This window comes from Mesorhizobium sp. M0077 (assembly GCF_040322955.1).
Lineage (GTDB): Bacteria > Pseudomonadota > Alphaproteobacteria > Rhizobiales > Rhizobiaceae > Mesorhizobium.
The window spans coordinates 15,517-42,286 of the sequence record NZ_JAMYUL010000026.1; the positions used below are offsets into that span (position 1 = coordinate 15,517).

Annotated in this window: 19 protein-coding genes; 3 read left to right on the forward strand and 16 right to left on the reverse strand. The window is 59.4% G+C overall.

All coding sequences use genetic code 11. The features are described 5' to 3' along the window. Nucleotides 1-36: 36 nt before the first annotated feature. The 9 genes from NKJ57_RS29695 to NKJ57_RS29735 form a co-directional block, all read right to left on the reverse strand. Nucleotides 37-1,332: an HlyD family type I secretion periplasmic adaptor subunit gene (locus NKJ57_RS29695; protein ID WP_352513662.1), complete on the reverse strand. Its 1,296-nt coding sequence runs from the start codon at nt 1,330-1,332 to the stop codon at nt 37-39. A 71-nt stretch (nt 1,333-1,403) separates the two neighbouring features. Next, nucleotides 1,404-3,116, reverse strand: a complete 1,713-nt coding sequence (locus NKJ57_RS29700; protein WP_023681048.1) for a type I secretion system permease/ATPase — start codon at nt 3,114-3,116, stop codon at nt 1,404-1,406. 335 nt (nt 3,117-3,451) lie between these two features. Continuing rightward, complete coding sequence (locus NKJ57_RS29705) at nt 3,452-4,366, reverse strand: class I SAM-dependent methyltransferase (protein WP_352513647.1); 915 nt, start codon at nt 4,364-4,366, stop codon at nt 3,452-3,454. A 71-nt stretch (nt 4,367-4,437) separates the two neighbouring features. Next, a complete protein-coding gene (locus NKJ57_RS29710; RefSeq protein WP_023706595.1) occupies nt 4,438-5,697 on the reverse strand; it encodes a polysaccharide biosynthesis/export family protein in 1,260 nt (419 codons plus the stop codon). After that, nucleotides 5,684-6,961: a hypothetical protein gene (locus NKJ57_RS29715; protein ID WP_352513646.1), complete on the reverse strand. Its 1,278-nt coding sequence runs from the start codon at nt 6,959-6,961 to the stop codon at nt 5,684-5,686. The genes NKJ57_RS29710 and NKJ57_RS29715 overlap by 14 nt, the downstream gene beginning before the upstream one ends. After that, nucleotides 6,958-7,962: an SDR family NAD(P)-dependent oxidoreductase gene (locus NKJ57_RS29720; RefSeq protein ID WP_023748029.1), complete on the reverse strand. Its 1,005-nt coding sequence runs from the start codon at nt 7,960-7,962 to the stop codon at nt 6,958-6,960. Before NKJ57_RS29720 ends, NKJ57_RS29715 begins: the two co-directional genes overlap by 4 nt. 44 nt (nt 7,963-8,006) lie before the next feature. After that, complete coding sequence (locus NKJ57_RS29725) at nt 8,007-8,681, reverse strand: sugar transferase (protein WP_023681043.1); 675 nt, start codon at nt 8,679-8,681, stop codon at nt 8,007-8,009. Beyond that, on the reverse strand, nt 8,678-9,829 hold the full coding sequence (locus NKJ57_RS29730; protein WP_023706592.1) for a DegT/DnrJ/EryC1/StrS family aminotransferase: 1,152 nt from the start codon (nt 9,827-9,829) through the stop codon (nt 8,678-8,680). Before NKJ57_RS29730 ends, NKJ57_RS29725 begins: the two co-directional genes overlap by 4 nt. A 49-nt stretch (nt 9,830-9,878) precedes the next feature. Continuing rightward, nucleotides 9,879-10,607: a nucleotidyltransferase family protein gene (locus tag NKJ57_RS29735; RefSeq protein WP_023706591.1), complete on the reverse strand. Its 729-nt coding sequence runs from the start codon at nt 10,605-10,607 to the stop codon at nt 9,879-9,881. A 620-nt stretch (nt 10,608-11,227) separates the two neighbouring features. On the opposite strand from NKJ57_RS29735, the gene NKJ57_RS29740 reads away from it, so the two are divergent. Further along, nucleotides 11,228-11,905, forward strand: a complete 678-nt coding sequence (locus NKJ57_RS29740; RefSeq protein ID WP_023681040.1) for a LuxR C-terminal-related transcriptional regulator — start codon at nt 11,228-11,230, stop codon at nt 11,903-11,905. Nucleotides 11,906-12,006: 101 nt separating this feature from the next. On the opposite strand, the gene NKJ57_RS29745 is transcribed toward NKJ57_RS29740, so the two are convergent. After that, on the reverse strand, nt 12,007-13,725 hold the full coding sequence (locus NKJ57_RS29745; protein ID WP_023706590.1) for a sensor histidine kinase: 1,719 nt from the start codon (nt 13,723-13,725) through the stop codon (nt 12,007-12,009). A gap of 253 nt (nt 13,726-13,978) precedes the next feature. Between NKJ57_RS29745 and NKJ57_RS29750 the strand changes: the two genes are divergently transcribed. Both NKJ57_RS29750 and NKJ57_RS29755 read left to right on the forward strand, forming a co-directional pair. Next, on the forward strand, nt 13,979-14,656 hold the full coding sequence (locus NKJ57_RS29750; protein WP_023706589.1) for a helix-turn-helix transcriptional regulator: 678 nt from the start codon (nt 13,979-13,981) through the stop codon (nt 14,654-14,656). 160 nt (nt 14,657-14,816) lie between these two features. After that, nucleotides 14,817-15,953 (forward strand): NAD-dependent epimerase/dehydratase family protein, encoded by a 1,137-nt coding sequence (locus NKJ57_RS29755; RefSeq protein WP_352513645.1) that lies wholly within the window; start codon nt 14,817-14,819, stop codon nt 15,951-15,953. A 33-nt stretch (nt 15,954-15,986) separates the two neighbouring features. Here NKJ57_RS29755 and NKJ57_RS29760 read toward each other — a convergent pair whose 3' ends face one another. The 6 genes from NKJ57_RS29760 to NKJ57_RS29785 form a co-directional block, all read right to left on the reverse strand. After that, nucleotides 15,987-17,192 (reverse strand): acyltransferase family protein, encoded by a 1,206-nt coding sequence (locus NKJ57_RS29760; RefSeq protein WP_352513644.1) that lies wholly within the window; start codon nt 17,190-17,192, stop codon nt 15,987-15,989. A gap of 220 nt (nt 17,193-17,412) precedes the next feature. After that, complete coding sequence (locus tag NKJ57_RS29765) at nt 17,413-19,581, reverse strand: polysaccharide biosynthesis C-terminal domain-containing protein (protein ID WP_352500538.1); 2,169 nt, start codon at nt 19,579-19,581, stop codon at nt 17,413-17,415. A gap of 69 nt (nt 19,582-19,650) precedes the next feature. Then, nucleotides 19,651-21,852 (reverse strand): GumC family protein, encoded by a 2,202-nt coding sequence (locus NKJ57_RS29770; protein ID WP_352513643.1) that lies wholly within the window; start codon nt 21,850-21,852, stop codon nt 19,651-19,653. 1 nt (nt 21,853) lies between these two features. Further along, nucleotides 21,854-23,851: an asparagine synthase (glutamine-hydrolyzing) gene (gene asnB / locus NKJ57_RS29775; RefSeq protein WP_352513642.1), complete on the reverse strand. Its 1,998-nt coding sequence runs from the start codon at nt 23,849-23,851 to the stop codon at nt 21,854-21,856. Between the two features lies 1 nt (nt 23,852). Next, nucleotides 23,853-25,112, reverse strand: a complete 1,260-nt coding sequence (locus NKJ57_RS29780) for an O-antigen ligase family protein (RefSeq protein WP_023681031.1) — start codon at nt 25,110-25,112, stop codon at nt 23,853-23,855. After that, a complete protein-coding gene (locus NKJ57_RS29785) occupies nt 25,109-26,335 on the reverse strand; it encodes a glycosyltransferase family 4 protein (RefSeq protein WP_352513641.1) in 1,227 nt (408 codons plus the stop codon). Before NKJ57_RS29785 ends, NKJ57_RS29780 begins: the two co-directional genes overlap by 4 nt. Nucleotides 26,336-26,770: the final 435 nt, after the last annotated feature.

Consider the following 26,770-nt stretch of genomic DNA (forward strand, 5'->3'; position numbering starts at 1 on the left):
CCGTGTTCCCGCGGTCGACCGCTCACAGCCGCCATGTCATTCCCGGAAAGCCCTCGACATCTGGTCGGTAAGCGGCTTCAGCAGATAAGACCAGACGCTGTGTTCGTCCGTACTTATGTGAACCTCCGCTGGCATACCGGGTTTGAGCACTTTGGCATCGGTCAGACAGGTGGACTTGTCTTCGACATTGATGCGCGCCGAGAAATAAGAAAGCTGGCGCTGTTGATCTTTTATCAGGTCCGCCGAGATGCGCTTGACAGACCCTTGGCAGGCAGGCGTAGTGCCGGCGTCGAATGCCGGAAACCGGATCGAGACCCGCTGACCTGGACGAACGTCATCTATGCGCGACGGCGCAATCAGCGCGTCGACGACAAGGTTGCCGGTGTCAGGGACAATCATCATGAGAACCTCGCCCGCGGCAATCACGCCGCCGATCGTGTGAATGGAAGATTCCTGTACCGTTCCCGATTGCGGAGCGCGGATGGTGGTTTTGGCCAGTTCGTCCTGTGCCACAACCTTGCGCTCGCTGAGTTCGGTTTGCTTGGCTTCCGTTTCACGAAGTTCGCTCGTCACGTCACTACGCCTTTGTTCATCGAGCTGAAGAATCTGCAATTCGGTCTCGCTGATCCGGGCCTGCGCCTCGGCAACTGCCGCCGCGAGGCGCCCTGATTCTCCGTGCGCCCGGGTGGCATCCAGTCTGATGTTGCTAAGTCGCTCTTTGGACACCAGTTTCTTTGTAAAAAGCGCCTGTACATCGACAAGATCGCCATCCAGCAGGACCACGGATTGTTCTTCCGCGGTCTGTTGCGCCTTGAGGCCCTCAACTTGGCGTTCGAGTTGCTTTGAGCGGCTTTGCAACTGTGCCTTCTGCCCCTTGAGGGCCGTAGCGCGGCTGTCGAACAGCGTGCGCTCACCGTTCACCAGCGCAGCCAGCTCCGGCTCGCCCATTCGCGCTTGAAGGCTGAACGGAAGCTGCATCTCCGACAGGCCTTGCCGCTCTGCCTCCAGCCGCACAAGCCGAACCGTTGCCCGATCAAGATCCTTGCTAATTATCTGCAGATTGGCCCGTGTCAGCGTGTCGTCCAATCGTGCCATCACATCGCCGGCCCGTACATGATCCCCATCTTGCGCGAAGATGCCCCCTATCGTGCCGCCCGTCAGATGCTGGACCTTCTTTATGTTGCTCTCGATCACCACGGTCGCCGGCGCAATTACCGCGCCAGCAATCTTGGTCAGTCCGAGCCAGAGCCCGCCGCCGGCAAGCAACATAAACGTGACCGCCGCACCCAGGATCAGGTTGGCCCCGATTCCATCGCGCGTGCCCGAAATCATCGCGTTGCGCCGGCTCCCATTGCCGATCGGGGCCGATGGAGCCATCGTCGCCTCAGACAAAAAAATATTCCTCATGCGTGACCGCTCACCCCTTTGTGCATCGCGACGGCCGCTGCCGGGCGTTCAACAGGCGCAGCAAAGGGGCGGATGACGTTGGCCAGGACCTCCTCGCGTGAGCCGAAGGCGTGAAGCATCCCATTGGACATTACGAGTACCCTGTCGATGTTGGTAAGGGCAGAAGGACGGTGCGCAACTACGATGACGATGCCTCCACGTCTGCGCACTGCCAGGATCGCGCCGGCCAAGGCGGTATCGCCATCGACGTCCAGATTTGAATTCGGCTCGTCCAGAACGACGAGAAACGGATCGCCGTAAAGTGCCCTGGCAAGCCCGACGAGTTGCCGCTGTCCAGCCGACAAGGCTGTTCCTCCCTCGCCCATGCGTGTTTGAAAACCGTTCGGCAATCGCAGGATCATTTTGTCGACGCCCGCTGCCTTGGCAGCTGCAAGCACGCCCTTGGCGTCGCCCTTCCCGCCAAATCGCGAAATGTTATCGGCAACCGTTCCATCAAACAGTTCGACGTCCTGGGGCAGGTAGCCAATATGTGCGCCAAGGTGTTCTTGGTCCCATTGGTCAAGCGAGGCGTCGTCCAGCCTCACCGTGCCGCGAAGTGGCTGCCAGACGCCCACCAGCGCGCGCACAAGCGTGCTTTTGCCAGAACCGCTCGGGCCGACAACGGCCATTCCCGTCCCTGCAGCCAGGCGGAAGCTGACATTGGCTACCGTCGGTTTTTGCTGGCCCGGTGGCGCTATAGTCAGGTCCTCGACCGCAAGCTCCGCTTGGGGGCGCGGAAGTTCCATATGTTCGTCCCGGTCAGGAAAAGCGGCCAGGGCCGTTGCCAGTTGCGAATAGCTTTGCCGGAACGCGGCGAAGCCTCGCCAGTTCGCGATAGCGGCGTCAACAGGAGCCAATGAGCGGCCCAGCAAGATGGAGGATGCGATGATCACGCCTGGCGAGGCTTCGCCTCCTATCACCAGGTAGGCACCCAGTCCAAGAACGCAGGACTGCAAGGCCAAACGCAGTGCCCTAGAGAGTGCCCCGGTCGCGCCGACGACGTCGGAAAGCCTCTCTTGGTGCCGCAGATATGCGTTATTGATCTCGCCCCAGCGGTGGGCAAGCCGTGCGGAAAGGCCCATCGCGCGTACGACTTCCGCGTTGCGGCGTCCGGATTCGGCGAGATTGCGTTGCGACACCAGCGTCTCGGACGCGCGTGTCACCGATGTGCGGCCAAGAACTTCCGCCATGACCGTGAGCAGCACGACAATGATCGCACCGCTTGTGGACAACAGACCGAGCGCAGGATGCAGGAAATAGATGATCAGCAGGTAAAATGGAATCCACGGAGCGTCGAAGATGACAGTCGGCCCCATTCCGGAAAGGAAGCCGCGTAACTGATCGAGATCACGGAGGGGCTGTATCCGGTTCGCATCCTGCCCGCCAATGAGCGGCAAGGACAGTGAGAGGCCGAACACCCTCTGCTTCAAATTCCTATGGACACGATTGCCCACTCGAACCAGCAGGCGCAGCCGCACGAAATCCAGCAGCCCGTAGACAGCGTAAAGACCCAGCATTCCGATCGTGAACCCGACAAGCGTCGGAACGCTCTGCGAAGGTAAAACGCGATCGTAAATTTGCAGCATATAGACCGAGCCGGTCAGGGCGAGAAGGTTTATGACTGCCGAGAAGACGCCGACGCCTACCAGGCCAGGCACGGTCCCAAGCATTGCGCCTCGCAGATCCGACGAACTCCTTCCACCAGGGTTCATGGGTTTCGACCTCCCGTGAGAGATCGTTGCGCAAGCTCACTGGCCCCACTGGGCACGGACAATCTCTTGCTGTTCAGGAGCGTATCCCCTTAGCCTTCTAATATTACGCCCCACTAACATGCTTGGACTTTAGTCAAAATGTAGCAAAATCGTGGCGCTGACCCGAGAAACCCGGAACCCACATGTTAAATCGGGGGAAAACTGCCGTTCCACCGTATTTGGGCGGGGCTTCATGCGGCGGAGCGGCCCAAGAAAACCGCCCCCTGCCCTTTTTTTCGGGGCATTTTCGCGCTTTAGCGCTTCCTCGCAATAACCAGGAAGTGTTGCGCCAGCTGGCCAGGAACGCAAAGCCTTCTGCAGGCCTTCTCGACAGGCTGCATCATCATTTCACAGAACCCTGGCAACAGGTTTCCCGGCCGAGGCAGAAAACCGTACGGTATCGTCTGATCGACGGTGAATCCCGAGGCAGTCAGGAGGGCCTTGAACCTCGCTGCGCTCAGCGTGTTGCGAATGGTGCGTCCAGACACCCGATTGAGCAGCCGGCACGCCAGGCCGACGGGCGACGTCGCATTCATGTGAACGTTGCACACAAGCCGCCCGCCATCTTTCAGGTGCTCATTGATCGCCTTCAGTGCATGCCATTTCAGTTCATCCTCTGCGTTCAGGAAAAAACGAAATGCCGCTACCACATCGAACGTCATACCGAGCTGCTCCCTTGTCAGGTCGACGTGACGCAAACTCACATTGGGCGGTACTTGCGCGCTGTCGAGCATCGTTCTGGAAACGTCGGCGCCAACCACCTCGCTGAAGAGGCCGGCGGCTACCTCGGCGATGCGGCCTGTTCCGCATGCGAAATCGAGGCAGTTTCGGCTAGCTCCGCTCAAGGGGCGAAGAACGTCGAGGATCAGCGGCTTTTCGATGTTCTCCCAAAGCGCGCCATAATAGCCGGACCTGTGTGTTTTGTTGTAATGTTGGCCGTAGCCGGGCGCGCAATGGCTGGTCCTGTAGCCGTCCGACACGAAGCCGCCCTGCGCATTGCTCTCCTTGCTAGACGCAAATTCCTGCCAATTTCCGGACTCACCGGCGCGCGACCTGGACCGCACAATTCGCGCTGACGGCATATGGAAAGCATAACTTGACGACTGCGTCACCTGATCCGCGTTCGTTGAGGGTGTCAGGGTCGCTCCCTGGTTGAAAATGCGCCTCACCTTGGATCTCCGTTCAGTTGGGTTCGCCCCCCGATAGAACAGTAAGCTCCGCACGGACTGCAGCTGACGCCCTATTGGACTGCCACACTTTGCAGTTCACTGCTGAATCTGGCTTCGACAGTATCCCCCGGCAGCACAATCGCATCTTCGTCAACCAACAGCTTGCGCCATTCATTGCCGATCTTGCGTACGATGGTCACCTGGGCCCGTACCGTTTCGCCGGCAATCGGCAATGGCTGTGTGGATGCTCCGGTCGGCTGCAGCTTCTCGCTGGCGGCATGGAGCCTGGCGGTGACATCCGCCAGCCGGGCGTTGGTGTCCTTCAGATCCGTCAGTAGGCCAATCCTCCTTTGATTGTCGTTGCGTTCGTGCTGTCTGACAAAGTCCTCCTGCTGGCGCCGCGCCCTCATCAGTTCGACCGAGGTTTGAAGCGCGCCGCTTGAAGATAAAAGCAACGCGCGCCTGACATCCGCGAGCCGGGTGTTGGTCAGATTGCCTGCATCGAATGCCTTCGTCACTCGCGCCAAATCTTGCTCATCCGCCTTCACGCTCTCGCCCTCGACTCGTTCGCGTTTCTGCAAAACGCCAATTTGCTCGGCAGCGTCCGTCCGGCCCTTCTCCAGAAAATCCTGCTCTTGCCGGAAATCACTCAGCGCAACCTTCAGCGCCTCTGCTTCAGCCTGTGCCATCGCGGCTACAACGCTCGGCGAAAGAGGTGATCCCTGTGGTGTCTTCTTGTCGAAATCCGCCTGGCCCTGAAGCTCGGCGCGAATGCGGGCGGCGTGAAGGTATTCTTTCGTGTAATCTCCCCAGAGCATTTCGTAGTCGCGCTTGAGATCGACCGGATCAGGCCCGGCCTGGCCTGCCCGTGATCGCAAAAGACTGAAGCCGCCGGAAACGGCCAGCGCCTGCCGTACAGTCATGAGCGGACGGTAGGCCTGTTGTCCCGGGGTGAGCACATCGCCCGTTACATAGATCGGGCGATAGTCCGCTATGATCGCTGTGACATCGTCGGGCTCGACAGTAACTGTCTGCTCCCGTCCATCAGTCAGACGCACGTGAAAAATCTTGCTTGGCAAGACCTCTTGCATGCGCCTTTGCAGTTGGGACGCCGTCAGGCCTGCGACCATGATCATTCCAGCCTCCGGAAGGGCGATATTGCCATCCATCTGGACTACGGCGCGCTGCGTCCGATCAGGGATCGGCGCTATTCCTATCTCGACCGTATCGCCAGGTGAGAGTTGATAGGGCTCGACCTCGCCTGCGCAAGCCATCGAGGTTAGCGACATCATCACGACTGCGCCAAGAACGTATCGTCTACTGAAGGTCATTTGCGACAATCTCCTTCCGGTCGAACACCGGCTTCAAAGGCCATTCAACACGAGTAACGAAATCGTATACCGGGCCACCGGGCACGCCCCAGTTGCTGGACCAGACCACCTGGGTGCCGTCCGGAGAGGGAGAGGCATGCGTCTCGCTCCAGTAGTCGAAGGGCGCGTTGTGCGTGTCTGCGACACGGCGGACCTCTCCACTGCCGTCTAGACGCAGAGCAATGACTTGCTGAGCGTAAGGCGCCCAATCCGGGTGCTGCGATAGTTCGGCTGGCGTGCCGCCATAACTCAGAAACACCCAGCCGGGCCTGCCGAGCGACCTGAGTGACGCATGCATGGCCTCGCCATATTTCATCAGCGAGGTAGCCTTGCCATCAGCCAAGCGGCGCTTGATCACCTGATATTTGTCAGGATCCGATTTGCTGATCCCGACATAGATTTCGCTTCCGTCGGAATCGACCGTCATGTCGCCATGGCCCGGTCGATGGTGCTCCATCCACTTCTGGCGCAATATGCCGTCGATGGAGAAGACGAAACTCGCTTCGATTCCGTCCGGTAATTGCTGGGAACACACTATGTTGATTCCGAGTGGTGAGATCGAGCAGGAGCCGGTCGTTCCCGGGAATTCGGCAAGATCGATATCCGGGAATTTCCGCCGTTGCTTGAGATCGTAGCCAAAAACCACCGCTCGGCCGTCATTGTTCGTTGCACGCACCGCAATCCGGCTGCCGTCGCGGCTCGGATTGCCTTTGTTGGGTCCAAATTTGAGGTTGGAGTACGCTCCGGAGGCGAACACGACGTCCTCATGATCGGTACGTGGGGCCCATGTCGCAATCTGCCGGCCCCCGACGCAGATCATCAACTCGGGATCAGTGGGATGCCATTCGCATTCGGTCGCGCGGTTGCGGTGGAACAAAGGCAAGTAGGTTTGTCCGTCGAGAAAGCACAGGCCACCGCAGCCATTGGCGATCAGGAGCAGGCTCTGGTCGGCATTCCAAGCCTGTGCGCTTGAGTAACGGTGGGTGCAGTACTTCTTCCCGCATACACCCGCCCGGCCGAGAACGCCCGGTCTGGTGATCCGTGCGAAAACCATGCCAGACCAAGGATCCCTTGTTTGGCGCACATAGCCTGGCAGGTTGTTCACGACCGCTGTGGCCGCCACCTCCGCTGCCTTGCTTTGACGGCCGCCGGCAACGTAGATGTTGGGAGATATGGCACCGGCAGCCAGCAACAGCGCCAACGCATGACGGCCGCCCAGGGTCATGTCATGTAACCCACTTCGCGCCGTACCCGGCCTTCACTAAGGCGCTCGCGCCACCACGTGATTGTTCGCTCCAGCCCATCGCGCAGGCTGGTCTGTGTCCGCCATCCAGTCTCACGTTCAAAGCGCGAGGAGTCGGCGAGCAAGGCGCGAACTTCGGAATTTTGCGGCCTCAGGCGGCTTTCATCACGACGGACCGGCTTTTTGCAATCGGTCAACTCAAGAACAATGGCCAATACGTCCGAGACGGTCGCAGCGCGTTGGCTGCCAGCGTTGTAGGCGTGGCCGAACTCGAGCTGGGCGAGACCTGCGGTCAGGAACGCTGTCGCGGTGTCTTCGACATAGGTCAGGTCGCGGATCGGGCTGGTATCCCCTACCATGATTGCAGGACATTTCGGGTCGAGGACCTGCCGGATAATGGTCGGCACGATGGCGCGTTCACTCTGGCGCGGGCCGTACGTGTTGAAGGGTCGCATGATCACCACAGGGACATCGAACGACCTGGCGTAAGACTCCGCCATCATGTCGGCGCCGATTTTGGATGCCGAATATGGTGACTGTCCCTGCAGGGGGTGTGTTTCGCCGATCGGCATGGTTTGGGCAGTTCCGTAGACCTCGCTCGTGGAGGTATGGATCACCCGCTCCGTCTCCCATAGGCGCGCCGCTTCGAGGACGTTCACCGTGCCTAGGATGTTGGTTTCCACATAGGACTGGGCAGCGGCGTAGGAATATGGAATCGCAATAAGCGCCGCCAGATGAAAAACCGCGACTTGGCCGCGCATGATCCGGTTAAGGAACGCACTGTCGCGGACGTCACCACGGACGAGCCTCAACTGGCTGCGGATGGTGTCCGGCAGATCGTCTAGCCATCCATGGCTGTCGAAGGAATTGTAAAGGGCAAGGGCTGTGACATCTGCCCCGTTGCGAACAAGCGCCTCCGTGACATGCGAACCGATGAATCCGTCCGCGCCGGTCACCAGGACTTTCTTTCCATTGTAGCTCATCACTGCGCATTCCCTTGGCTGTTTGGAACGCTTCCCTTGGATATTCAAACGTCGATCGGCGGTACCGGAACCCAACCGACCACTGCCAGCACTCCCCGCACCATCCACGCGAGGTCGGAGACGATGGTGCGTCGCGGATAATATGAGAGGTCCAGTGTTGCCTTGGCGGGGAACATGACCTCCCGGTAGAACACGATCGGATCTACGGATTGGGGGAAGTAATGCGCTTCGTGCCGAAAAACGACCTGGGCTGGTCCCAGCAGGCCCGGCTTGTATTGCAGCACGGCCCTAAGCTCGCCCCGGAAACAATCGGCGAAAGCCAGGCTCTCGGGCCGTGGGCCGACGATCGCCATTTCGCCTTTGAGGACATTCCACAGCTGCGGTAGTTCGTCCAGCTTCGTCGCTGCGAGAAAGCGGCCAACGGTGGTCATGCGTGTATCGCCCACGACCGTCAGCGCAAGGCCTTGAGAGCCGCAGTTCACACCGAATTTGCGAAATTTGTACATGCGGAAGGTTCGGCCGCCGGCCCCGATGCGGGTCTGAGCGAACAAGATCGAGCCACCGCCCTCGAGCAGAAGCGCTCCGGCGATCAGCAGCATCAATGGCGCCAATGCGACGGTAGCGATGCCCGCCACCGCAAGATCGATTGCGCGTCTCGCAAAGCCGTGATCAGGATTTGGAACGAACATCCGGTGAAAGGCAGGGTCTAACGCATTCATGCAGCAGTTCCTCTTTGGGCGCCTGCTTTGAGCGCGCCTGTTTTGAGCGCGGCTGCCAGGGCAGCCACGACTGATTCGGCGGCGGCGGAAGTGATCTGGGGGTGCAGCGGAATTGTGAGCTCTCGCTCAGCGAAATCCTCTGTTCGGGGCAAACTCACGCCGGGAAAGCGCTCGCGGTAGAACGTCATTTGGTGCACCGGCGGGTAGTGGATGGTGGTCTGTATGCCCTGTGTCCGCAGCTCGTCGATGACATCCTGCCGGCTCGCGTAGCGCGGCAGGACGATCGGCATGATGTGGTAAGCCGACGTCCGGGGTTCGCTAAATGGAATGACAATGGCTGGGCAACGGTCCGCGATCAGGCGTCGGTACAAGACAGCTATGATACGCCTGATTTCGTTCCACTCTTGCAGGTTCTGCAACTGAACCAGCCCTATTGCCGCTCGCATCTCGTCCATTCGGTAGTTGAACCCGAGCATCGTGACATCATATTGCGGCGTACGACTGTTCAGCCGCTGATGCGTCCCCGTGGTCATTCCGTGCCCGCGGGCCAGGCGAACCCTGTCGAGCAGATCGGGGTCACGTGCAATCACGGCGCCCCCTTCGGCCGTTGTCATGTTCTTGTTGCCATAGAAGCTGAACGCGGCCGCGGCGCCGAAGGTCCCGACTTCCCTAAGCCCGGGCGCGTGCGCAGCGTCCTCGATGATATGCAGCCCGCGAAGCCGGGCGAACCGCTGCCATTGTTCCCGATCGGGGAGATACCCGGCGAAGTGAACGAGAATGACCGCTTTCGTGCGCGTCGTGCACCGCGCTTCGGCTTCCGCAACCGAGATCAACGGCACGTCGACGGACTCGATATCGACGAAGACCGGCGTCGCCCCTACATACAGCACCGCATTCGCCGTCGCCACGAACGTCAGCGAAGGAACCAGTACTTCGTCGCCAGGGCCGATGCCCAAAGCATGGAGGAGAAGATGGAGCGCTGCGGTGCAGGAACCAACCGCAACGCAATCTCGCGCGCCATGCATGCTGGCAAAGGCCTGTTCGAACTCTCGTACCCTGTCCCCCATCGTAAGCCAGCCGCTATCAATCACCTGCGACAGGGCTGCCTTCTCTGGCACGCCTAGGATCGGGGCGCTCACCAAGAGCATCTTGACCTCCTGAAAGCCTTGTTAGTGGCTAGACCTCTGCATCAGACTTTCATGCGGCTGCAGCGGCAGCCGCGACCTCGATTGAGGACGACTGATCTTCCCAGGCAATTGCCTGTGCATTCTGGAAGTCATCGACACGACCGATGTCGAGCCAAAGACCGTCATGCTTGTAAACATGCACGGTCGTGCCGCCCTGCATCATCTGCAGCATCAGGTCATCGAACCCAAATGGGATCCCGGACGGAATGAACCGCAGGACATCTGGGTTCATGCAGTAAATCCCCATGCTGACGAGATGGGAAAGCGTCGGCTTTTCCCGGAAGAGCTGGACGGTATTGTCGATCTCGTCGATGACCCCGAAGTCCATCTTGATATGACGGCACGCCGTGGCGATCGTAACGGGATCCCTATGCAAGCGGTGCGCGGCTACAAACCGGCTCAGGCTTAGATCTGTGAGGACATCGCCGTTCAGAACGACAAATGTTTCGTTCAGTTCATCCCTAATCAGAGAGAGAGGTCCGACGGTGCCGAGTGGCTCCATTTCCTGGGTATATTTGATCTTCAAGTTCCATTGCGATCCGTCGCCGCAGACGCTACGGATCAAATGCCCTAGATACCCTGTCGTAATATACACGTCTTCAATGCCGTTGCGCCGCAGCCACTTCAAAAGCAACTCAAGAACAGGCCGGGCCCCTATCGGCATTAATGGTTTCGGCAGGACCGATGTAAACGGTCGAAGGCGCGTACCCATCCCACCACATTGAATCACCGCTTTCATTCGATCCTCCTGATCTGCAGTTGGCTTTGTTCGGGATCGGTGTTCCATTGTCCGGCCAGGGCATACCCTCAAATCCGGCCAAACCTCGGCGGCAATCCGAACATCATATGTGAAAAGGTATGTGACAGCCGGGGCGGCTGTCGTCGTGCATTCGAATGGTAGGGATTCAAAACGTTCAAGGTATTAGATGGCCACGAGATCAACAGCCGATAGAAGCGCGATTGGGCACTGATCATGACGGCGATAAAACGAAAGCAGTTGCTTTCAAAAAAGCTGCGATCCGCCCGGGCCGGGCCGGCCTACAGGTCCAGCGACAGCGGGTGGCGACATAACAGAAATGGTCCTGAACAGCTGGCTTTGGACCCACAAATGGGGAACCGGCATCGTTTTGCGGACAGGTACCGCACGCCAGGGTTAAAAATCTATGGATGAGCTTCGCAATTTAGTATTATATTAGACGTTCTGGATGTGCGTGGATGGGACGCTGCGGACATCACTGTGATGCGCTGACCAGTGGATGGCCGCCATTTTAGGACCACCACGGATTGTCGATCATAGGCGAATGGGAGGTTCCAGCGGGTTTTCTCGTCGGGAACCGAGTAACGCGTTGGGGTAGTTGCATGGCTCGGATCGTCATTGCCGACGATCACGGCTTATATCGGCGTGGTCTCCGGCTGGCACTCATGGCTGGAATTCCAAGCGCCGAAATATTCGAAGCTTCGTGTTTCGATGCCGCGGTCAATCTTCTAGAGGAGCAGGCGTCCATCGATCTTGCGATCCTCGATCTGAACATGCCTGGGCTGTTCCATCAGGAAGTGCTCAGCGACTTTATGGCTGCCTATCCTGACACTCGCTTTGCGATCGTTTCCGGGGATGATTCCCGCTCGGAGATACTGACCGCGCTTTCGATCGGACTTCACGGGTATATCGTCAAATCGCAGAGCGACGAAGAAGTCGTGCTGGCTGTAAACGAAATCCTCGCTGGCCGGATCTATGTGCCATCTCTCCTATCTCGAACGTCTGCCGACCAGAGATCGCATGCCCCCCCACCTCCGGTACAAAATGCCAGCCGCCGGCACGAGGGCTCGGGCGACGTCGCTAGGCTGACATCTAGACAGAAGGACGTCCTCAAGCTGATGGCAGAGGGGTACTCGAATAAGGAGATTGCCCGCAATCTGGACATTGCCGAGGCGACAACGAAAATCCATGCCGCAGCCGTGCTGCGTGAGCTTGGGGTTAGAAACCGTACCGAAGCAGCTGTGTTGCTCCAAAGCTGGCTGACGAGACAGGCAAGTTGACGTATGCCCCTCGAACCGGCCCGAGTTTGCTTGCAGGAAATCGCAGCAAAGGGCCCACACCATCCGTTAATTGGCCAATTCGGCTTCGACTTGGAGGGGCTCTATTGCAATCCAAATTCCTCAATTTCTTTGCGCGACACACGCAGCGAATATCGAAGGCCATCTTCGGTTATTTCCATATTCGGGGAATGACCGACAAGCGGCGTGCTGTCCACACCGATTATCAGTGACCCGAACCCGCGGCGTACGACTTTTGAACTCTTCCGTCGGCCCGATTCCACCCAATCGAACACGAGGTCGTCACCTTCGTCCTCGGATGCAAATCGCCACTTAACTTCGACCCTGCCATTCGGGTCACCCAGCGCACCATGTTTCACCGAGTTTGTCGTCAACTCGTGAAGGATCATCGCCAAGCCCTCGGCGGCGCCGCTTGGCACAGTGAGGGAAGGTCCACTGATCGTTATGTCGCGTGTCTCCTTGAAGGGCTGCAATTCCCGGTCCACGAGCTCATGGAGCATCCCTGACAGGTTGGCGTGACGAGAAAGGATGCGATGGGTCGCCTCCAGCGTTCGAATCCAATCGATCAACATCTCCTTGTATTTGGCAACGTCATTGTCGGGAATATCGATCATGTTGACCAGAGCTCTGATCACTGGAAACACATTGCTGAACCGATGGCGCTCTTCGCGCATTATGCGCTCGCGTCTCTTTACGGCGGCGCGAAGCAAAGTTGTTTGTCGACGTTCGGTCAGATCCGCCGCCACCCCGATGCGCATTTTGCGGTCGCCGTGCTCTTCCTGCCGTCCACGCAAAGCAATCCAGCGTGTGTGACCATCCACTTGCCGGACACGGATCTCGACGTCATAGTTCAATGCCGATGAAGGCTTTGCCGAGGCGGACAGCTTCGGCCAGTCGACGGGATGGATTACAGCCGAGAGTTCTTCCAAGCGGCGGACTGGGGCCGGAGGCAGACCAAGAATGTCCCAGAACTTGCTCGAGCCGGCGACTGTCCCATCGTCAATGTCTATTTGCCATGTTCCCAGGCGCCCGGCAGACACGGCGAGATCAAGCCATTCCTTCTGAGCCCGAAGGGCCTCGCGTGCCGCTTGTCGCTCGGAAATATCGTCAACCACCACGAATACGCTCTCATTTGGCGCCTCGTCCGGCCGCGACGAAGACAGGGCCAGGTGAGCCCAGAATGCCGTGCCATCCTGGCGCAAAACGCGGATATCCGTCGCAGACGCGGTCCCATTGCCCAAATCTTCCAAAAGTTTCCGCACAGTACCTCGATCGTCGGGGACAATGAGTTCCTGCAACTCGAGTTGGGCAAGTTCCTTGTGCGCGTAGCCGGTCATCTCCAAAAGCCGTCTGTTCGACTGCAGCAGTTCGCCATGGCGATTGGTATTAGCAAAGCCCAAGGCGGCAGCGTCGATGGCAGCGAGCCTCGCTTCTGCCACCCTGAGCGCACCGTGCAGATCTTGTCGCAGGCGGTGGAACACAGCTGCGATCAGGCTACCCGAACCCAGGAGGAAGACGGCCCCGGTCCAGTCTCCACCAGTGAGGTGACCGTCCAGCAGGTGTCGCATCCACAAGCCGGCGACCGCCATCAGAAGCGTTGCTGCGATGGCAACAAAACGGCCCTCAAGATACACGATGACAACGGTTATGGGGATAAACGCAACAAGCGGCAACGGCTGGCCGCCATATACCGTACTTATCGCCTCGAATGCTATCGATGCTGCAAACACCAACAGCGAAGCTAGATGAGCCAACGTAGTGCTCGACACATTCGATTTGAGCCAGCGCAGGTCCGAACCCATGCGCAAAGACTACAACTTTCGGTCTAGTCCGTCGAGACTAGTCCGAAGGGGTGGCACCTAATCCCAATGCCCGATTGCCATGACTTTGCCGGCGAATAAAATCATGTGTCAGGAGCGCTCTTCAGAAAGGTATATCCAAGAGACGCTGCGGAAAAACCATTCGCAGATTTCTCGCAGTATGTGGAAATTCAAGTTGAAGCAGCAACTTCAACCGATTTGAGTTGCGTCAGTAGCAATGGGTTGGGTGGAAGCGATGACACTGATTGAAACGCGAAACGATACGCTCGCAGGCAGGCAATACATTGTATTGAACGATACCCGCCACGAACGGCCGATAAGCCTTGTGGACCGACCGGACGCAAGGGTCGGCGGATCTCGACGACGCAGCCTGGAATCCATCACCGGCATGCTTGATCGTATGGGTTGCGGCTATCTCGTCCTGGACCGAGACAAGAAAGTAATAGAATGGAACGCTGCCGCTCGGGACACCCTCGCACGCCAGGGCGAAGCAACTGATACAGCCGTCGAGCTTGCCGCCGGGTTGAGGCGGCTGGTCGCGAATGTTCCGGTCCACCTCCAGCCGGGCTCACTCTCATGGGTAGTGATCCACAGCAGAGGCGACAGGCCGGTGACCATGAACGAGACGGGCGTCGTTACACCGGACGGGACAACCGTCGTCGCATTGCTGGACCGGGATAACAAATCGGCGGCCAACCCTCGCACGTTGCAAAGGATGTTCGGTTTGACCAGCGCGGAAACGCAGTTGGCGCTACGCCTCGCCCATGGCGACGCGCCCCTGGAGATCGCCCGCAGTTGGCATCTCAGTCGCACGACTATCCGCTCTCAGCTTGCCTCACTGTTCGCCAAGACCGACACGAGGCGTCAGGCGGAACTAGTGGCTCTTTTGGGGCGCATTTCGGTTTTGCCATGAGAAATCGACTGCTGTCTGCATCCGCTTTGATTCAGACAGCGGCGGCCCGCATTGAGCGCGCTGTCGCGTAGATCACAAGGCCGGCGGCGCCATTTCCGATCGTTCAAGGCGCTGCCGAGATAGCGCAGAACGCGGAACCTGGAAACGGGAGTGACTTGCCATGGCCGAAGCAGATTCGAAGGTCAACAAGCTGGCGGATATCGTTCACGCGCTGCAGGATGGTGCTGCGTCGAACCTTACGCACACGGGGCCGATCATCGTCACGGGCGCCGCTGGGTTCATCGGATTTCATGTTGCGTCACGCCTTTTGCGGCTCGGCGCCGAAGTCATCGGCGTCGACAACTTCACGCCTTACTACGACCTGAAGCTGAAGGAGGCGCGATTTACACGGCTCTGCGCCGAGCCGAGGTTCACGCCGATGCGCTTCGACCTGGCGGACCGGTCGCTGGTGAAAGCGCTGTTCTGCGAATTCCAGCCATCGCACTTCGTGCATCTGGCCGCCCAGGCCGGGGTGCGTCATTCGCTCGTCGACCCGCATGCCTATGTGGAGTCAAACATTGTCGCATTTCTCAACGTTCTGGAGGGCTGCCGACACGCCGGCGTCAGCCATCTCGTTTATGCCTCGTCGAGCTCCGTATATGGCGCCAATCGACGCATACCCTTCTCCGAACATCATGGTGCCAATCATCCGGTGAGCTTCTACGCCGCCACCAAGGCCGCCAATGAATGCATGGCGCATTCCTACAGCCATCTGTTCGGCTTGCCCGTAACCGGATTGCGCTTCTTCACCGTCTATGGTCCCTGGGGCAGGCCCGACATGGCAGTATACACGTTCACCCATGCCATCGCCGAGGGCCGAACGATCGAAATCGCCAATGCCGGGCGCGTATGGCGGGATTTCACCTATATCGACGACATCGTAGAGGGGGTTGTTCGCGTGCTCGCCAAACCACCGTGTCAGGATCCCGATTGGGACGGTCGCGCTGCCGATCCTGCCACCAGCTCGGCGCCGTATCGGCTCTACAATATCGGCAATGATCGGCCTGAAGAAATCAACCATCTGATCGCGCTCATCGAGACGGCCCTTGGCCGCCGCGCCCTTCGCGTCAACGTACCTTTACCACAAGGTGACGTCCTGGAAACCCGCGCCGATGTCAGGGACCTCCGCCGCGCCGTTGGCTTCGCACCGGCGACAACACTGGAGGACGGCGTGCAACGTTTCGTGGAATGGTATCGGGAATTCCATGCATGCCCCGTCGGACAGGTGCGACCAACCGGCCTTACGGCAACGGCATAGTGAGCACAACAGCGGCAGGGTCGCGGCTCGCCTTCAATCTGTCTTGGGATACGCCGGCAATGGAAGGGACCCAAGCTGCCGTCCTGTGCCGTGCCCGACCCCCAAAAGGCGCCGCGCATAGCGGGTGAGCGGCTTCTCGAACAGACGGTGGATGATAAATGCCACGCCCAGGGTGATCGCCAAGGCGGAACCGATGAAGGCCCACGGGCCGAGCACAAAGATCAAGCCTGTACGCCAGAACAATATGCGCATGGCGCGGATCACGAATGGATGCATGAGGTAAAGAGCGTATGACGCATCGCCAACGCCAGCGGCCCACCTCGCCGCCAGGCTGTCGTGCCTCAGTTTACCCGGGGGTGCCAAGGCAGCACTCCAAACAATTAGAGACGCCGGAATGCCATACACAACAGAGCGACCAAAGCCGGCCGAGATATCAGGAAACGCCGCCGCAAGCATCAGGGCACCCAGTCCCGTTGCGGCGACACAGGCCCTGATTGGGCCGGAAGGCCGCAGGCCCGAGGCGCACATGACCCCGATCATCGCGCCGAAAGCGAATTCGAGGATGATCGGATTGGTCCAGAAACCCCAAGGCTCTGGCAAAGGAGCCCCAAGAGCGCCCGAGAGCACCATCGCAACCAGGATCGTGAGCAGGACCGTAACTGCCCACCGCATGGGCAGCACGATCGTCGCCGTGAACAGCACGTAAAACAGCATCTCATAATTGAGCGTCCAACCCAACTCGTAGACCGGCTGAACGACGCCGTCAGGGCGACTGGCCGGAACGAATAAGTAGGATTCGACTACAAACCTGAAATCGACGTAGCTCTGGTTGAGAAGATTTGGGGCGGCCACCGCTACCGCAATGTAGAGCGAGGTGAGCGCCCAATATAGCGGGACAATTCGCGCGATCCGGCGGGAAATGAAGAGACGCGCGCCCCCGGGCTTTGCGAACAGCTGTCGCGACGTATGCACCATGATAAGGCCGGAAATCACGAAGAAAATATCGACTCCAGCGCTCCATGGTATCGGATTCCAGCTCTGAAAGGTGCGGCCGGCCTGTAATTCCAGGGTGGCCGCATCATGCTGGGCGTGTCGCAGCGCGACCGAACTAGCCGCGAGGGCGCGCAGGACCTGGACCTGGGTGAGGGTTTCGCGTTGGCTGCGCTCGACAGGCGTCGATCTCTCCGAGCGACGGCGCACTGCAGGCGCCGAGGCGCTCGCCATTCGGGCTTGTTCCATGGATGCTCCGCAGATTGTGAGCACACCGTGGTGCACCTCCGAAACTGATGCATCCTTCAAATGACGGACACCGCCCGCAAAGTATCGGCTGCCCGCGGGGAGCGGGTGTCCGGAACAGGTATACGCCGAAGCGTCTGCGCAGCCCTATGGCCTTTGTGCGATCCGGGCTTCGTGACTTCCTGCCCGAACGACGGCGATCACCGTAGCGAAAACAGTGGTCTCATTTGCTCGCCCTCAAGAACCAATGCCATTGACGGGCATCGACCGCGCTCGGCCTCATCGACAGCAAGGCAAAAACCAAGCCTGGCATGATTTTCAGTCGCTTGCGGATATAAACGGCCATGGCAATGCTCCAGATGCTCAGTGCAAGTGCCACACCCACCGCAGCGCCAAGCAGGCCGTACACCGCAACTCCGGCTGCACAGGCAATTATATTGGCCACAGCACCCGCTACCATCGTCGTTGCCGCAGCCCATTCATTTCCAGTCATGGTCAGGAGATTCTGTTGGGGCCCGCACAGCGCGACAAAGACATATCCCAAAATCAGAACCCGTGCGATCGGCGCTCCCGCGCTATAACCCTCACCGAAATAGCTCAAGAACGGCTCGACTATCACCATCATTGGGACGGCCACCAGGATGGCACCGCCAGCAGAAAGCAGGGTTGCGCGCGCGAACAGCTGTTGTAGGCCTCTGCGATCGCCTCTGACGTAGAGATCGGCTGCTGTTGGCGAAAACATGGTTGCCACGGCGATACGGGACAGGCCCACGAGCATCGCGACATTCAAGGCCAGCGCGAAAATACCCGCTTCAGCAATATGGCTTGTCCAGCCCAAAACCAGGACTCCTGCCCGACTGACGAAAACATCGAGCCCAGTGATGAGCATGAGCGGGGGGACGGCAAGCCACCATTCCCTCGAGGCATAACTTGGCTTGGCGTGTCCCAGGCCGGGTGGTTCAAACCTCCTAGCGATGATGAACACCAGCGCCGCTGTGAAAGCGGAACTCACAAGCACCGCCAGCGTCACCGAGGGCGCATCCACTGTTCGAAATCCCGACAATGCCAGGAGCGCTACCAACACGAGCAGGAGCCCGTCTCGCATGATGCGCTCCGGCAACAACGCCGAGACAACGCCGCCGAAAGCACGCACAAGCGTGGCTCCGAGAGCATAGGCCGTAACCAAGGGCACAGCCATCATGCCGAGCACGATGCTTGTCTCAAGCCCTCTTTCCGTTGGATCTGAAAGGAACAGGACGGACGCAGCGCCGATCATCCCGAACAAGGTTGCCGCTATCAGCGATCTCTGCAGCGCAAATCTTATCACGCCGCGGGCCAGATCAAGCCTGCCACTGGCCCTATAGGCCGGGAGGAAACGCAACAATGATACATTAAAACCAAGCGTTGCCAGATAGGCGAGCACTGACGTCCAAGCCTGAACGTAGGAATAGATGCCGTAGTTGTGAGGTCCGATAAGGCGTGCAATTGCCAACTGGGCAAGACTGGTCAAACCAGCGCCACCAATATAGATCAGCAAGGCGAATATGCTTGCCCAAGCGAGCCGCGAGCCCATGTCCTTGTTGCGCGGCGGTGCGGTTGCTGAACCAGTTACATCTGCGCGATGAGCTGGCAACTCAATTTGCTTTTCGCCGACCGCCCTATCGAAGCGCGACAATGCAGAAAGTATTTGTCTCTCAATCCGACAAATACTTTTAAAGGTCGATGGACCATCGGTGTTTTCGACGGAGATGATTTCCCGGCCAGATGTTGTCAGGAGGTCATGCATCGCTTCAAAAACGGCGAACGAGCGCATGTTCACGTTCAAGTCGGCCTCGAAAATCCGTTCCGCCGGCGGCTCAAGCTCCATCCGCCGACGAAGGCGACTTTCCACGACCGCAGCTGGCACCAAGAGCCTGACGGTGAGATCGGCCGCCGGTGCGAGGCTGAGCGCCTTTTCCAGCGCTCTGGGGTTGGTGCTCCCATTGAACATCGCAAGCGAACCAATCGCTTGAACATATCCTTGATCGAAAATTATAATTTCGGGCGATTGCTCAGCAGACTTCCAGCAACGCGAAAGGTGCAGGATGTATCGCCAGATTCGCGCGCGCCAAATTCGGTTTCTTGGCGGTATCATCCTCACCATTGCAAAGGAATTGGAAATATCATCGGCTCGCCCTGCCGAAAAAAGCAGTATTCTGGAGGTTGAAAATATCGCCGATACGATCCGTGATATGAATAGCAAGATTCCGAGGTCATATTTGGCGGCCCTGGTGCTTGGCTTGTAGCTGAGAGCGACCTTGGCGTGATAGCCTTTCCCGCGCAGCTGCTGCGCAAGCGCATGTGCGAAGGTTGTTTTGCCGGATCCTGGAGGTCCGAAAAATTCAATGATCATCGTGTAGCTGGCTCGATTTAGGGGCGCGATCGCTCCCTGGAGCTTCTGTTGAAGATCGCACACGCATCTTCAAACCCTCTCCAACAGAAGATCGGCGTTGTCTCCGAGCCTGGAGCCGGCTAGCCTCTTCAGGTTCACCCGGGTGAGCACACTCCCTACTGGAACGGTGGCGGATCCGCCGGCCCCTATTGCATCCAGAGCACCACGGGCAATGCTGCGCCTCGTCCTTGCCCAGCGAACGGCAAAAAGCACCGAATCGGCCCAGCGCTTAAGCAGCCTGGTTTCAGGCCCCCCGAGGCCCAGGGGACCGTTCATGATGACCACGTCGTAGGCCGAACGCAGCTCCTCGGTGAACTGGCATTTGTCGACGGTGGACAGAAGCGTCAGGAGATCATCGGAAGGTGCTGGAGCGGCCATGAGGTCGATACCGATTTCCGGCATCCTCGTAATTGCATCCTTCAGCACGCAACGTTCATTCACATAGTCGCCGAAGGAGTTCCGGGCCTTGTCGGTGCTGAATTCACCACGAAACCCGTTCGTGAGCCGTACATCCTTGCGATCGAGATCGAGGAAAAGCACTCTTCCTCCCAGCCGCGTTGCCGCCAGCGCCAGGCTCCATGCCAACTCGGTCTTGGCATCGTCCTGGATGCTGGACGTCACGAGAATGATATGCGGCGGCTGCCCCTTCCCCTGAGTTGGCGCCGCAGTGACGAGCAGCGAAGTCACGGCGCGGCTGAACGGCAAGTTCTGCTGGCTCAGAACCAGATGCCGCAGCTTTCTGGCATTAAGTCCCGCAACCCTGGGAAGCAGTCCTACGCACGGGACCCCAAGCTCGGCCTCGGCTTCGGCTTCACTGCGCAAGGTTTGGTTGAAACCGTTGCGGACCAGGACAATGACCGCCCCCATGAGACCAAAGACGACCATGCCGGGGGGAATCAGGAAAATCGGCGACAATGTCACGGGGGTCGACGGCGGCCAGGCGGTCGAAAGGACCGCTACGCCTGGCGAAGGAGCGGCGATGCGACGTATCAGATCCTGCTGCCGGCTCAGGAGTTCGTTGTAATGCTGCGTCACGATGGCTACCCTAGGCTCAAGGGAACGCAGCCCCGAAAGTTGGCTCGCCGTGTCGGCCACGGCCGCGTCGAGCATCGCCTTGCGACTTTCAAGAGCCGTAGCCTGAGACCGGTAGACATTTGCCTCGGCAGCGATTCGGGCAACGCTTTGCTCCATTTCGCGGGCGATCGCGTTGCGCAGATCGCCGTCGGCGGCGGCACCCGACTGGCGTGTCACCAGGTCCGTCAACACGGGCGACCCGATTTCTTCAGCGATGGCCGTGACCGGGGCGCCCGCCTTGCGCAGGTCCTCAATACGGCGAAGGCGCGCTTCCGACGCGGAAAGACTGGCTTTCGATAGGAATATCTGCCGGCCGAGTTCCGCTGTCTCACTGGCTGCGTTGTTGGCCGCAGTCTGATCGACGGCGCCATGCGTGAGCCGGTATGTCTCCAGCCGATCTGTCGCTTCGACAAGATCCCTTTGTACTTGCGGAAGGCTGGCGACTATCGAATCCAGATGAACCTGATCCGATGCCCGGCTTTTTTGTACCAGATCTTGAATGTAGACCTGGGCAAACGTGTTCGCGACAAGTGCCGCACGCGCCGGATTTGGATCGGTGAAGCCGATGGTGATGACGCGCGATCGCAGCTCTTGTCCGACCCTCATTCCCTTGCGTAGCGCCTTCAGCTCGGGCGCGTCCGCTGCGTCCGGATTTTCCGCCACTGTCTTATCCTGTCTCCAGGCCCTGTTCAGGAGGTCGATGAGGAACGAGCCAGCCGCGGGCGGGACGGCATTGACGACGCTCTTTCCGTTACCGTCGACTGGTTGGGCTTTGCGCAGTGCTGCCAGGACCCGACGCAGGTGGCCTTGCGAGGAGAGCATCGTCAGATGATCATCGATGTTCGATTCCAGCGAGTCCTGGGCGGATGCCACGCCACCCGAAGCACTGCTGCTCGGGGCGTCGATAATGACCTGCGTCGTTGCCTCGAACAGCACCGGGCGGGTGAAGCCTGCCAGTCCGGCCAGGATGCCGCCCAGAAGGGCCATGGCAAGCAAGAACCATTTTCGCGTCGTCAGGATGATGACGAGCTGGTGGAAGGGTGACGATTGCGTTGGCTCGCGTGGCGGCCGCATCAAGCGCAGATTGGTTTCAAGTGTCCCAGCTTCCATCTGCTTGGCGCGCGGACGCCGGGCGCGGTTGGCTATGGAACCTTCCATCTCAATCCCCTGTCAGTTCGATATGGTAAGAAGGGTGCGTGGCGACCGTCGATGGCCGCATGGCTTCGTTGCGCCACGCCTGAAACATGAGCACCGGCCACAGGTCGCGGAAATTATCTTGGGTTCCATGCAGATGATTGCGCCAGCATGCGTCGACCTTCTCACGGTCGATGACCCCGTCCCCGGAGCGGCCGATCGTGGCAATGATATCGGTTGCCCAGCCGCGCAAGGGCCCTTTCAACCAAGTCCCGACCGGAACGTCGAAACCTTGCTTGGGCCGGTCGACCAGTCGGCGTGGTACATAACGATCAAGCAGTCGGCGAAGCAACCATTTGCCCTTCCCGTTTCGGACTTTGGCACGGGCTGGCAAGCGCCAGGCGAATTCAACGACGCGATGGTCCAGGATCGGGCATCGCCCCTCGAGGCTGTTGGCCATAGTGGCTCGATCGAGCTTCACCAAAATGTCGCCCGGTAGGTAGCCTGTCATGTCGGCGAATAGGAGACGCGAGAGCAGGCCGTCGAGCTTTGTCGTGTCGGTAGGTGCTGTCGACGGCTTGCGATGAACAAGGTCGTTGGCTGAAGATTTGGTCAGTTGCAGAAGGAGTTCGTCCTCATCTCGCGCCGCGAGCAGGCGGGCAAGGCGAGCCAGGCGGTCACCGCGCAAGCCATGCCGCATATTCGATGAAAGCGGCAGATTGCCGAAGATATCTTTCTGAGAGGCTTGGGCCAGCAACCCAGCCCCCGATGCCAACAGCCGGCGAAATGACAATGGCAGCTCATGCTGCTTTGTGAGGCGGGCTGCCAGGAAGTGTCGAGAATAGCCTGCGAAGCACTCGTCGCCACCATCGCCTGAAAGCGCCACGGTTACATGTTGCCGCGCGAGCCGCGACACCAGCAGCGTCGGTATCTGCGATTCATCGGCAAACGGCTCGTCCCAAATCCGGGGCAGCTCCGGAATGACCTCAAGCGCGGCGGCCGGCGAGAGATGAAGTTCCGTATGATCGGTGCCCAGATGCCGAGCCACCGCGGCCGCATGGGGAGCTTCATCAAACCCACCTTCGCCGAACGCTATGGTGAACGTACGAACGGGGTTTCGGGACTGTGCCTGCATCAGCGCGACGACAGTCGAGCTGTCGATTCCGCCCGACAGAAAGGCGCCCAGCGGCACATCTGCAATCATTCGTTCCTTGACGGCCAGGCGGAGCAGGCTGTCGAGCTCGGTTGCGAGGTCCTCGTCGCTGGCAGCTATCGGATCGCGCTGTCCCTTGCAGGCGACATCGGCCAGCGACCACCAAGGGTGAATGCGATGCGCAAGCGAACCGCTGCCTCGGGCGTTGGCGAATTGCGCCGCAGTGACCGACAGGACTGATCCAGGTGGCAGCTTGAACACGCCCTGCCAAATGCAACGGTCATCCGGCACCCAGCCTTTGGAAACCATTGTCGTCGCCGCATCGACATCGAGTTCCGGGGTGAAGCCTGGGAAGCAAGTGATCGCCTTCAACTCCGAGGCGAAGACGAGCGCATCACGTGTCAAGGCGACATAGAGTGGCTTCTTGCCCATTCGGTCGCGGGCAAGCTGAAGCGTTCGGTTCTTCAGGTCCCACAGCCCAAAAGCAAACATGCCAGCGAAGCGCGCGAGGGCTGCATCAAGGCCCCAGCTTTCGATCGCGCACAGCATGACCTCCGTGTCGCTGGCGCCGCGGAAATGATGGCCCGCCCCTTCCAGTTCACGGCGCAGATCGCGAAAATTGTATATCTCGCCATTTAAGGTGATGACATACCGACCGCTCGCGGAGAGCATTGGCTGGCGACCCGCTTCGGACAGGTCGACGATGGCCAGTCGCCGGTGGCCGAAGGCTACCCCCCCTTCACGGCTCACCCAGAAGGCCTCACCGTCAGGTCCGCGATGACGAAGCGCCGTCGCCATCGGTCCGATGGCCCTGAGCGCACTTGCGTTGGCTGCATCGGGCGCCAACAAAATTCCGGCGATCCCACACATTCTAGCATCTCCTCTGGCGAACAATCGCGGGGATCGCTTCCGGCGTCCCAGCGGCAAGGCAGAGGGTCAGACAGAACCACACGATCGGATGGCGGATGACCAAATGCGGAGCACTGAAAACGGCGATCGATGCCACGAGCGCCACCAGAGCGTCCAGCTTCGCCCGCCAGGCGGACAACGCAGCCGAGCCGAAGATCCACATCAGGGCTAGAACCGAAATCAGGCCGCCCTGAGTGTAGAGATCCAGGATGGTGCTGTGCGCCTCGAAGGGCCGCGGCAAAAACTGTTGATTGACCACGGGCGGACTATCTAGGTGCGGGCCCGGACCCAGTCCAAGCGATCCCGATCGTGCCCCCTTCTCCAAGGCTGCATTCCAGAGGTAGAGGCGAAGCGCCGCGGTTTGGGCAGTCGCTTCCCCGCCCTTGTCTTTGGTCAGGCTCTTGGCGAAGTCTTCGGCGCTGGAGGCTTCGCTGAGGGCATAGGGCGCTATAGACAGGGCCAGCGGCAGGAAGCCAACGGCCATCAGGACGGCAAGCTGCCTTGAAAGGCTCGCCTTATTGCCGTCGCTCGTCAGCCAGGCCCGGACCCGCAGCCCGAGAAGGATCAGACAAGCCAGGACCGTGGTATAAAGGTAGGTATCGCTTTTTGTCAGCCTTCCGACGTAAACGGTGAATATGAGGCTGCATAGGGCAAGGCATCTTCCCCATTTATTGCTGGTGGTTGTGGCAAGATGCAAGGCCAGTGGACCGAGTAGGGCGCAGTAGAGCGCAAGCTGGTTCGGATTGTCGGACCATCCGCAGAAGCGGTCCCAGTACCAGGGCTCGACCCCAGCCTGATGGAGCCAGCCGAAGCCAAGCCCTACCTGGATGATGAAGCCCGCATTCGCGATAGCAACCATCCACCAGGCGATACGACGCAAACGGAAAGACGCGTTGGGCTCCGCAGCGGCCAGACAGGTGACGCACGCCAACAGCACATAGGCCAGCGTGTCGTGCAACAACGGATCCAGGAACAACGTGGTTGTCAGAAAACCGATGATGTAACCCACGCCCATGGCAAGCGCCAGGATCAGCCAGAAAAGCCCAAGCTTGGCCAGGGCCGGCGTAACCTCCAGTTGGCCGCCAGCAAGGATTCGCGTCATCGACAGCATTATCCAGAGCGTGAGGCATAGTTCGCTGTAGCCGAAGGGCAGCCCTGGGATGCTGAGTTGCGCCGCGTAGGACATCGCGACGCCGAAGGCCAGAAGCGCATCACGCATCATTGCCGCGCCTCGCCCAGTCGATGGGGGCTCGGCACCGCCTCTTCCCTCGGATTCGCCTGCGCAGCTTGAACAAGCCTGCTGCGATATCTGCCACCCAGGATTGTCTTGTACAGGTCGCAATACTGGTCGATGACCCACGACAACGAGAACCGCTCCCGCACGAATCCGACGGAACGGCTGCCCATGGTCTTGCCACGGGCGGGGTCGGAAAGAAGATCGACTATCCGGGAGGCCAAGCCATCCGCATCGCGCGGCGCCACGAGATAGCCGTTCCAGCCATCCTCAACCACATCGTTGCAGCCCGGCATATTCGAGGCGACGATCGGCAATCCGGACAATCCCGCCTCCAGCAGGACACGCGGAATTCCCTCGCGATATTGCGTCGGAAATGCAAACAGATCCGCCATCCCAAGGAGGGCTGGAATGTCGCGCCTTGGCCCCAATGCGACAACGTGGGGAACATGGCGCTCGATATCGGCTCTGCTGACGGCAAACGGACCTTCGGAGTCTTGCGGGCCGACAAGTACGAAACGCGCGTTGGGCCTCTCGCGGATAACGCGAGGAACCGCCTCGATGAGGGTTGGAATCCCCTTCTGCCGCGTGAGCCGGCCGACAAATATTATGACCTGGGCTGATTGTAGGCCAAGTTCCTCGCGCATCGTGGCAGCCGAAGGACCACGATACCTTGCCATCGAGAATGCATCGGGGTCGATGCCAGAACTCCGGATCAGTCGCCCTTTGCCGCGAGCCACCAGCCGGTAGCGCTCGAAGAAGGCCTGATCATCACTATTCTGGAAGACGGTCATGGCTGTCCAACGAGACGCCACCCCCTGAAGGCCGCAAAAGAAAGGACGCAATGCCAGGGCCCGCGGCTCCCGCGACGAGAATGTCCAACCAAGCCCGTTGATGGTGCGAACGACGGGAACGTGCCCGCGCACCGCCAGTGGAGTTAGGATATTGGGCTTGGTGTCGAAACTTTGAATGATGTCCGGACGCAGTTCGGACATCAGTTCACGGATCGCGCTGACAGCACCCCATTCTGCACCGCCGCTGCCAAAGCGGTCGAACCCAAATCGGCGATGGGCAATGCCATGGGGTGAGAAGGCGGCTCCGAGATCACTCGAAACGGCAGTGACTTGAAAACCCCTTTCGCGAAGCGCCAAAAGAAACGGGATTCTTAGTCTATGATCCTCGCCTCCAACGCAAACCAGATGCGGACTCATCCTGTCGCTCCTGGATGCGATACCAATCGCTTAAAACAGCTGATCCTATCCGCGGTTTCCATGGCCGGTTTCATCGCCCCTGAACACACAACAGCCAGTCCCACGCTAGGAGCAGGCTTTCGTGCTGTCCTCGTCTGTTTGCATGAAGCAAGCTGATCAACGATGCGGCAATGCAGCCACAATCGCTGTCACCTCGGTCAGTGAGTTGGATTCATCCCGTCTGACGGTGCAATGACGGCACCTTCGCGTACGACACGGCGGGCCGGATATAAAAATGGCTGTGTTCGAAAGGTCCGCGCGCAGCGTTCAAAGCAACTTCCGCCCGCCTTCTCACGCCGGATCAACATCGCGCCCAGATGGTGTGATGACTCGCACCGCCAGTTCTCCCGACCGCTTCGTCTGGAACAGGCTTTCACCCGGTCTCTGGATATGGTC

Excerpts from the sequence above, each read along its gene's own strand:
- NKJ57_RS29695 (WP_352513662.1), bottom strand. The coding sequence starts at position 1,332 with ATGATTTCGGGCACGCGCGATGGAATCGGGGCCAACCTGATCCTGGGT.
- NKJ57_RS29700 (WP_023681048.1), bottom strand. The coding sequence starts at position 3,116 with ATGCTTGGGACCGTGCCTGGCCTGGTAGGCGTCGGCGTCTTCTCGGCA.
- NKJ57_RS29710 (WP_023706595.1), bottom strand. The coding sequence starts at position 5,697 with ATGACCTTCAGTAGACGATACGTTCTTGGCGCAGTCGTGATGATGTCG.
- NKJ57_RS29715 (WP_352513646.1), bottom strand. The coding sequence starts at position 6,961 with ATGACCCTGGGCGGCCGTCATGCGTTGGCGCTGTTGCTGGCTGCCGGT.
- NKJ57_RS29720 (WP_023748029.1), bottom strand. The coding sequence starts at position 7,962 with ATGAGCTACAATGGAAAGAAAGTCCTGGTGACCGGCGCGGACGGATTC.
- NKJ57_RS29725 (WP_023681043.1), bottom strand. The coding sequence starts at position 8,681 with ATGAATGCGTTAGACCCTGCCTTTCACCGGATGTTCGTTCCAAATCCT.
- NKJ57_RS29730 (WP_023706592.1), bottom strand. The coding sequence starts at position 9,829 with ATGCTCTTGGTGAGCGCCCCGATCCTAGGCGTGCCAGAGAAGGCAGCC.
- NKJ57_RS29735 (WP_023706591.1), bottom strand. The coding sequence starts at position 10,607 with ATGAAAGCGGTGATTCAATGTGGTGGGATGGGTACGCGCCTTCGACCG.
- NKJ57_RS29740 (WP_023681040.1), top strand. The coding sequence starts at position 11,228 with ATGGCTCGGATCGTCATTGCCGACGATCACGGCTTATATCGGCGTGGT.
- NKJ57_RS29745 (WP_023706590.1), bottom strand. The coding sequence starts at position 13,725 with ATGGGTTCGGACCTGCGCTGGCTCAAATCGAATGTGTCGAGCACTACG.
- NKJ57_RS29750 (WP_023706589.1), top strand. The coding sequence starts at position 13,979 with ATGACACTGATTGAAACGCGAAACGATACGCTCGCAGGCAGGCAATAC.
- NKJ57_RS29755 (WP_352513645.1), top strand. The coding sequence starts at position 14,817 with ATGGCCGAAGCAGATTCGAAGGTCAACAAGCTGGCGGATATCGTTCAC.
- NKJ57_RS29760 (WP_352513644.1), bottom strand. The coding sequence starts at position 17,192 with ATGGAACAAGCCCGAATGGCGAGCGCCTCGGCGCCTGCAGTGCGCCGT.
- NKJ57_RS29765 (WP_352500538.1), bottom strand. The coding sequence starts at position 19,581 with ATGATCATTGAATTTTTCGGACCTCCAGGATCCGGCAAAACAACCTTC.
- NKJ57_RS29770 (WP_352513643.1), bottom strand. The coding sequence starts at position 21,852 with ATGGAAGGTTCCATAGCCAACCGCGCCCGGCGTCCGCGCGCCAAGCAG.
- asnB (WP_352513642.1), bottom strand. The coding sequence starts at position 23,851 with ATGTGTGGGATCGCCGGAATTTTGTTGGCGCCCGATGCAGCCAACGCA.
- NKJ57_RS29780 (WP_023681031.1), bottom strand. The coding sequence starts at position 25,112 with ATGATGCGTGATGCGCTTCTGGCCTTCGGCGTCGCGATGTCCTACGCG.
- NKJ57_RS29785 (WP_352513641.1), bottom strand. The coding sequence starts at position 26,335 with ATGAGTCCGCATCTGGTTTGCGTTGGAGGCGAGGATCATAGACTAAGA.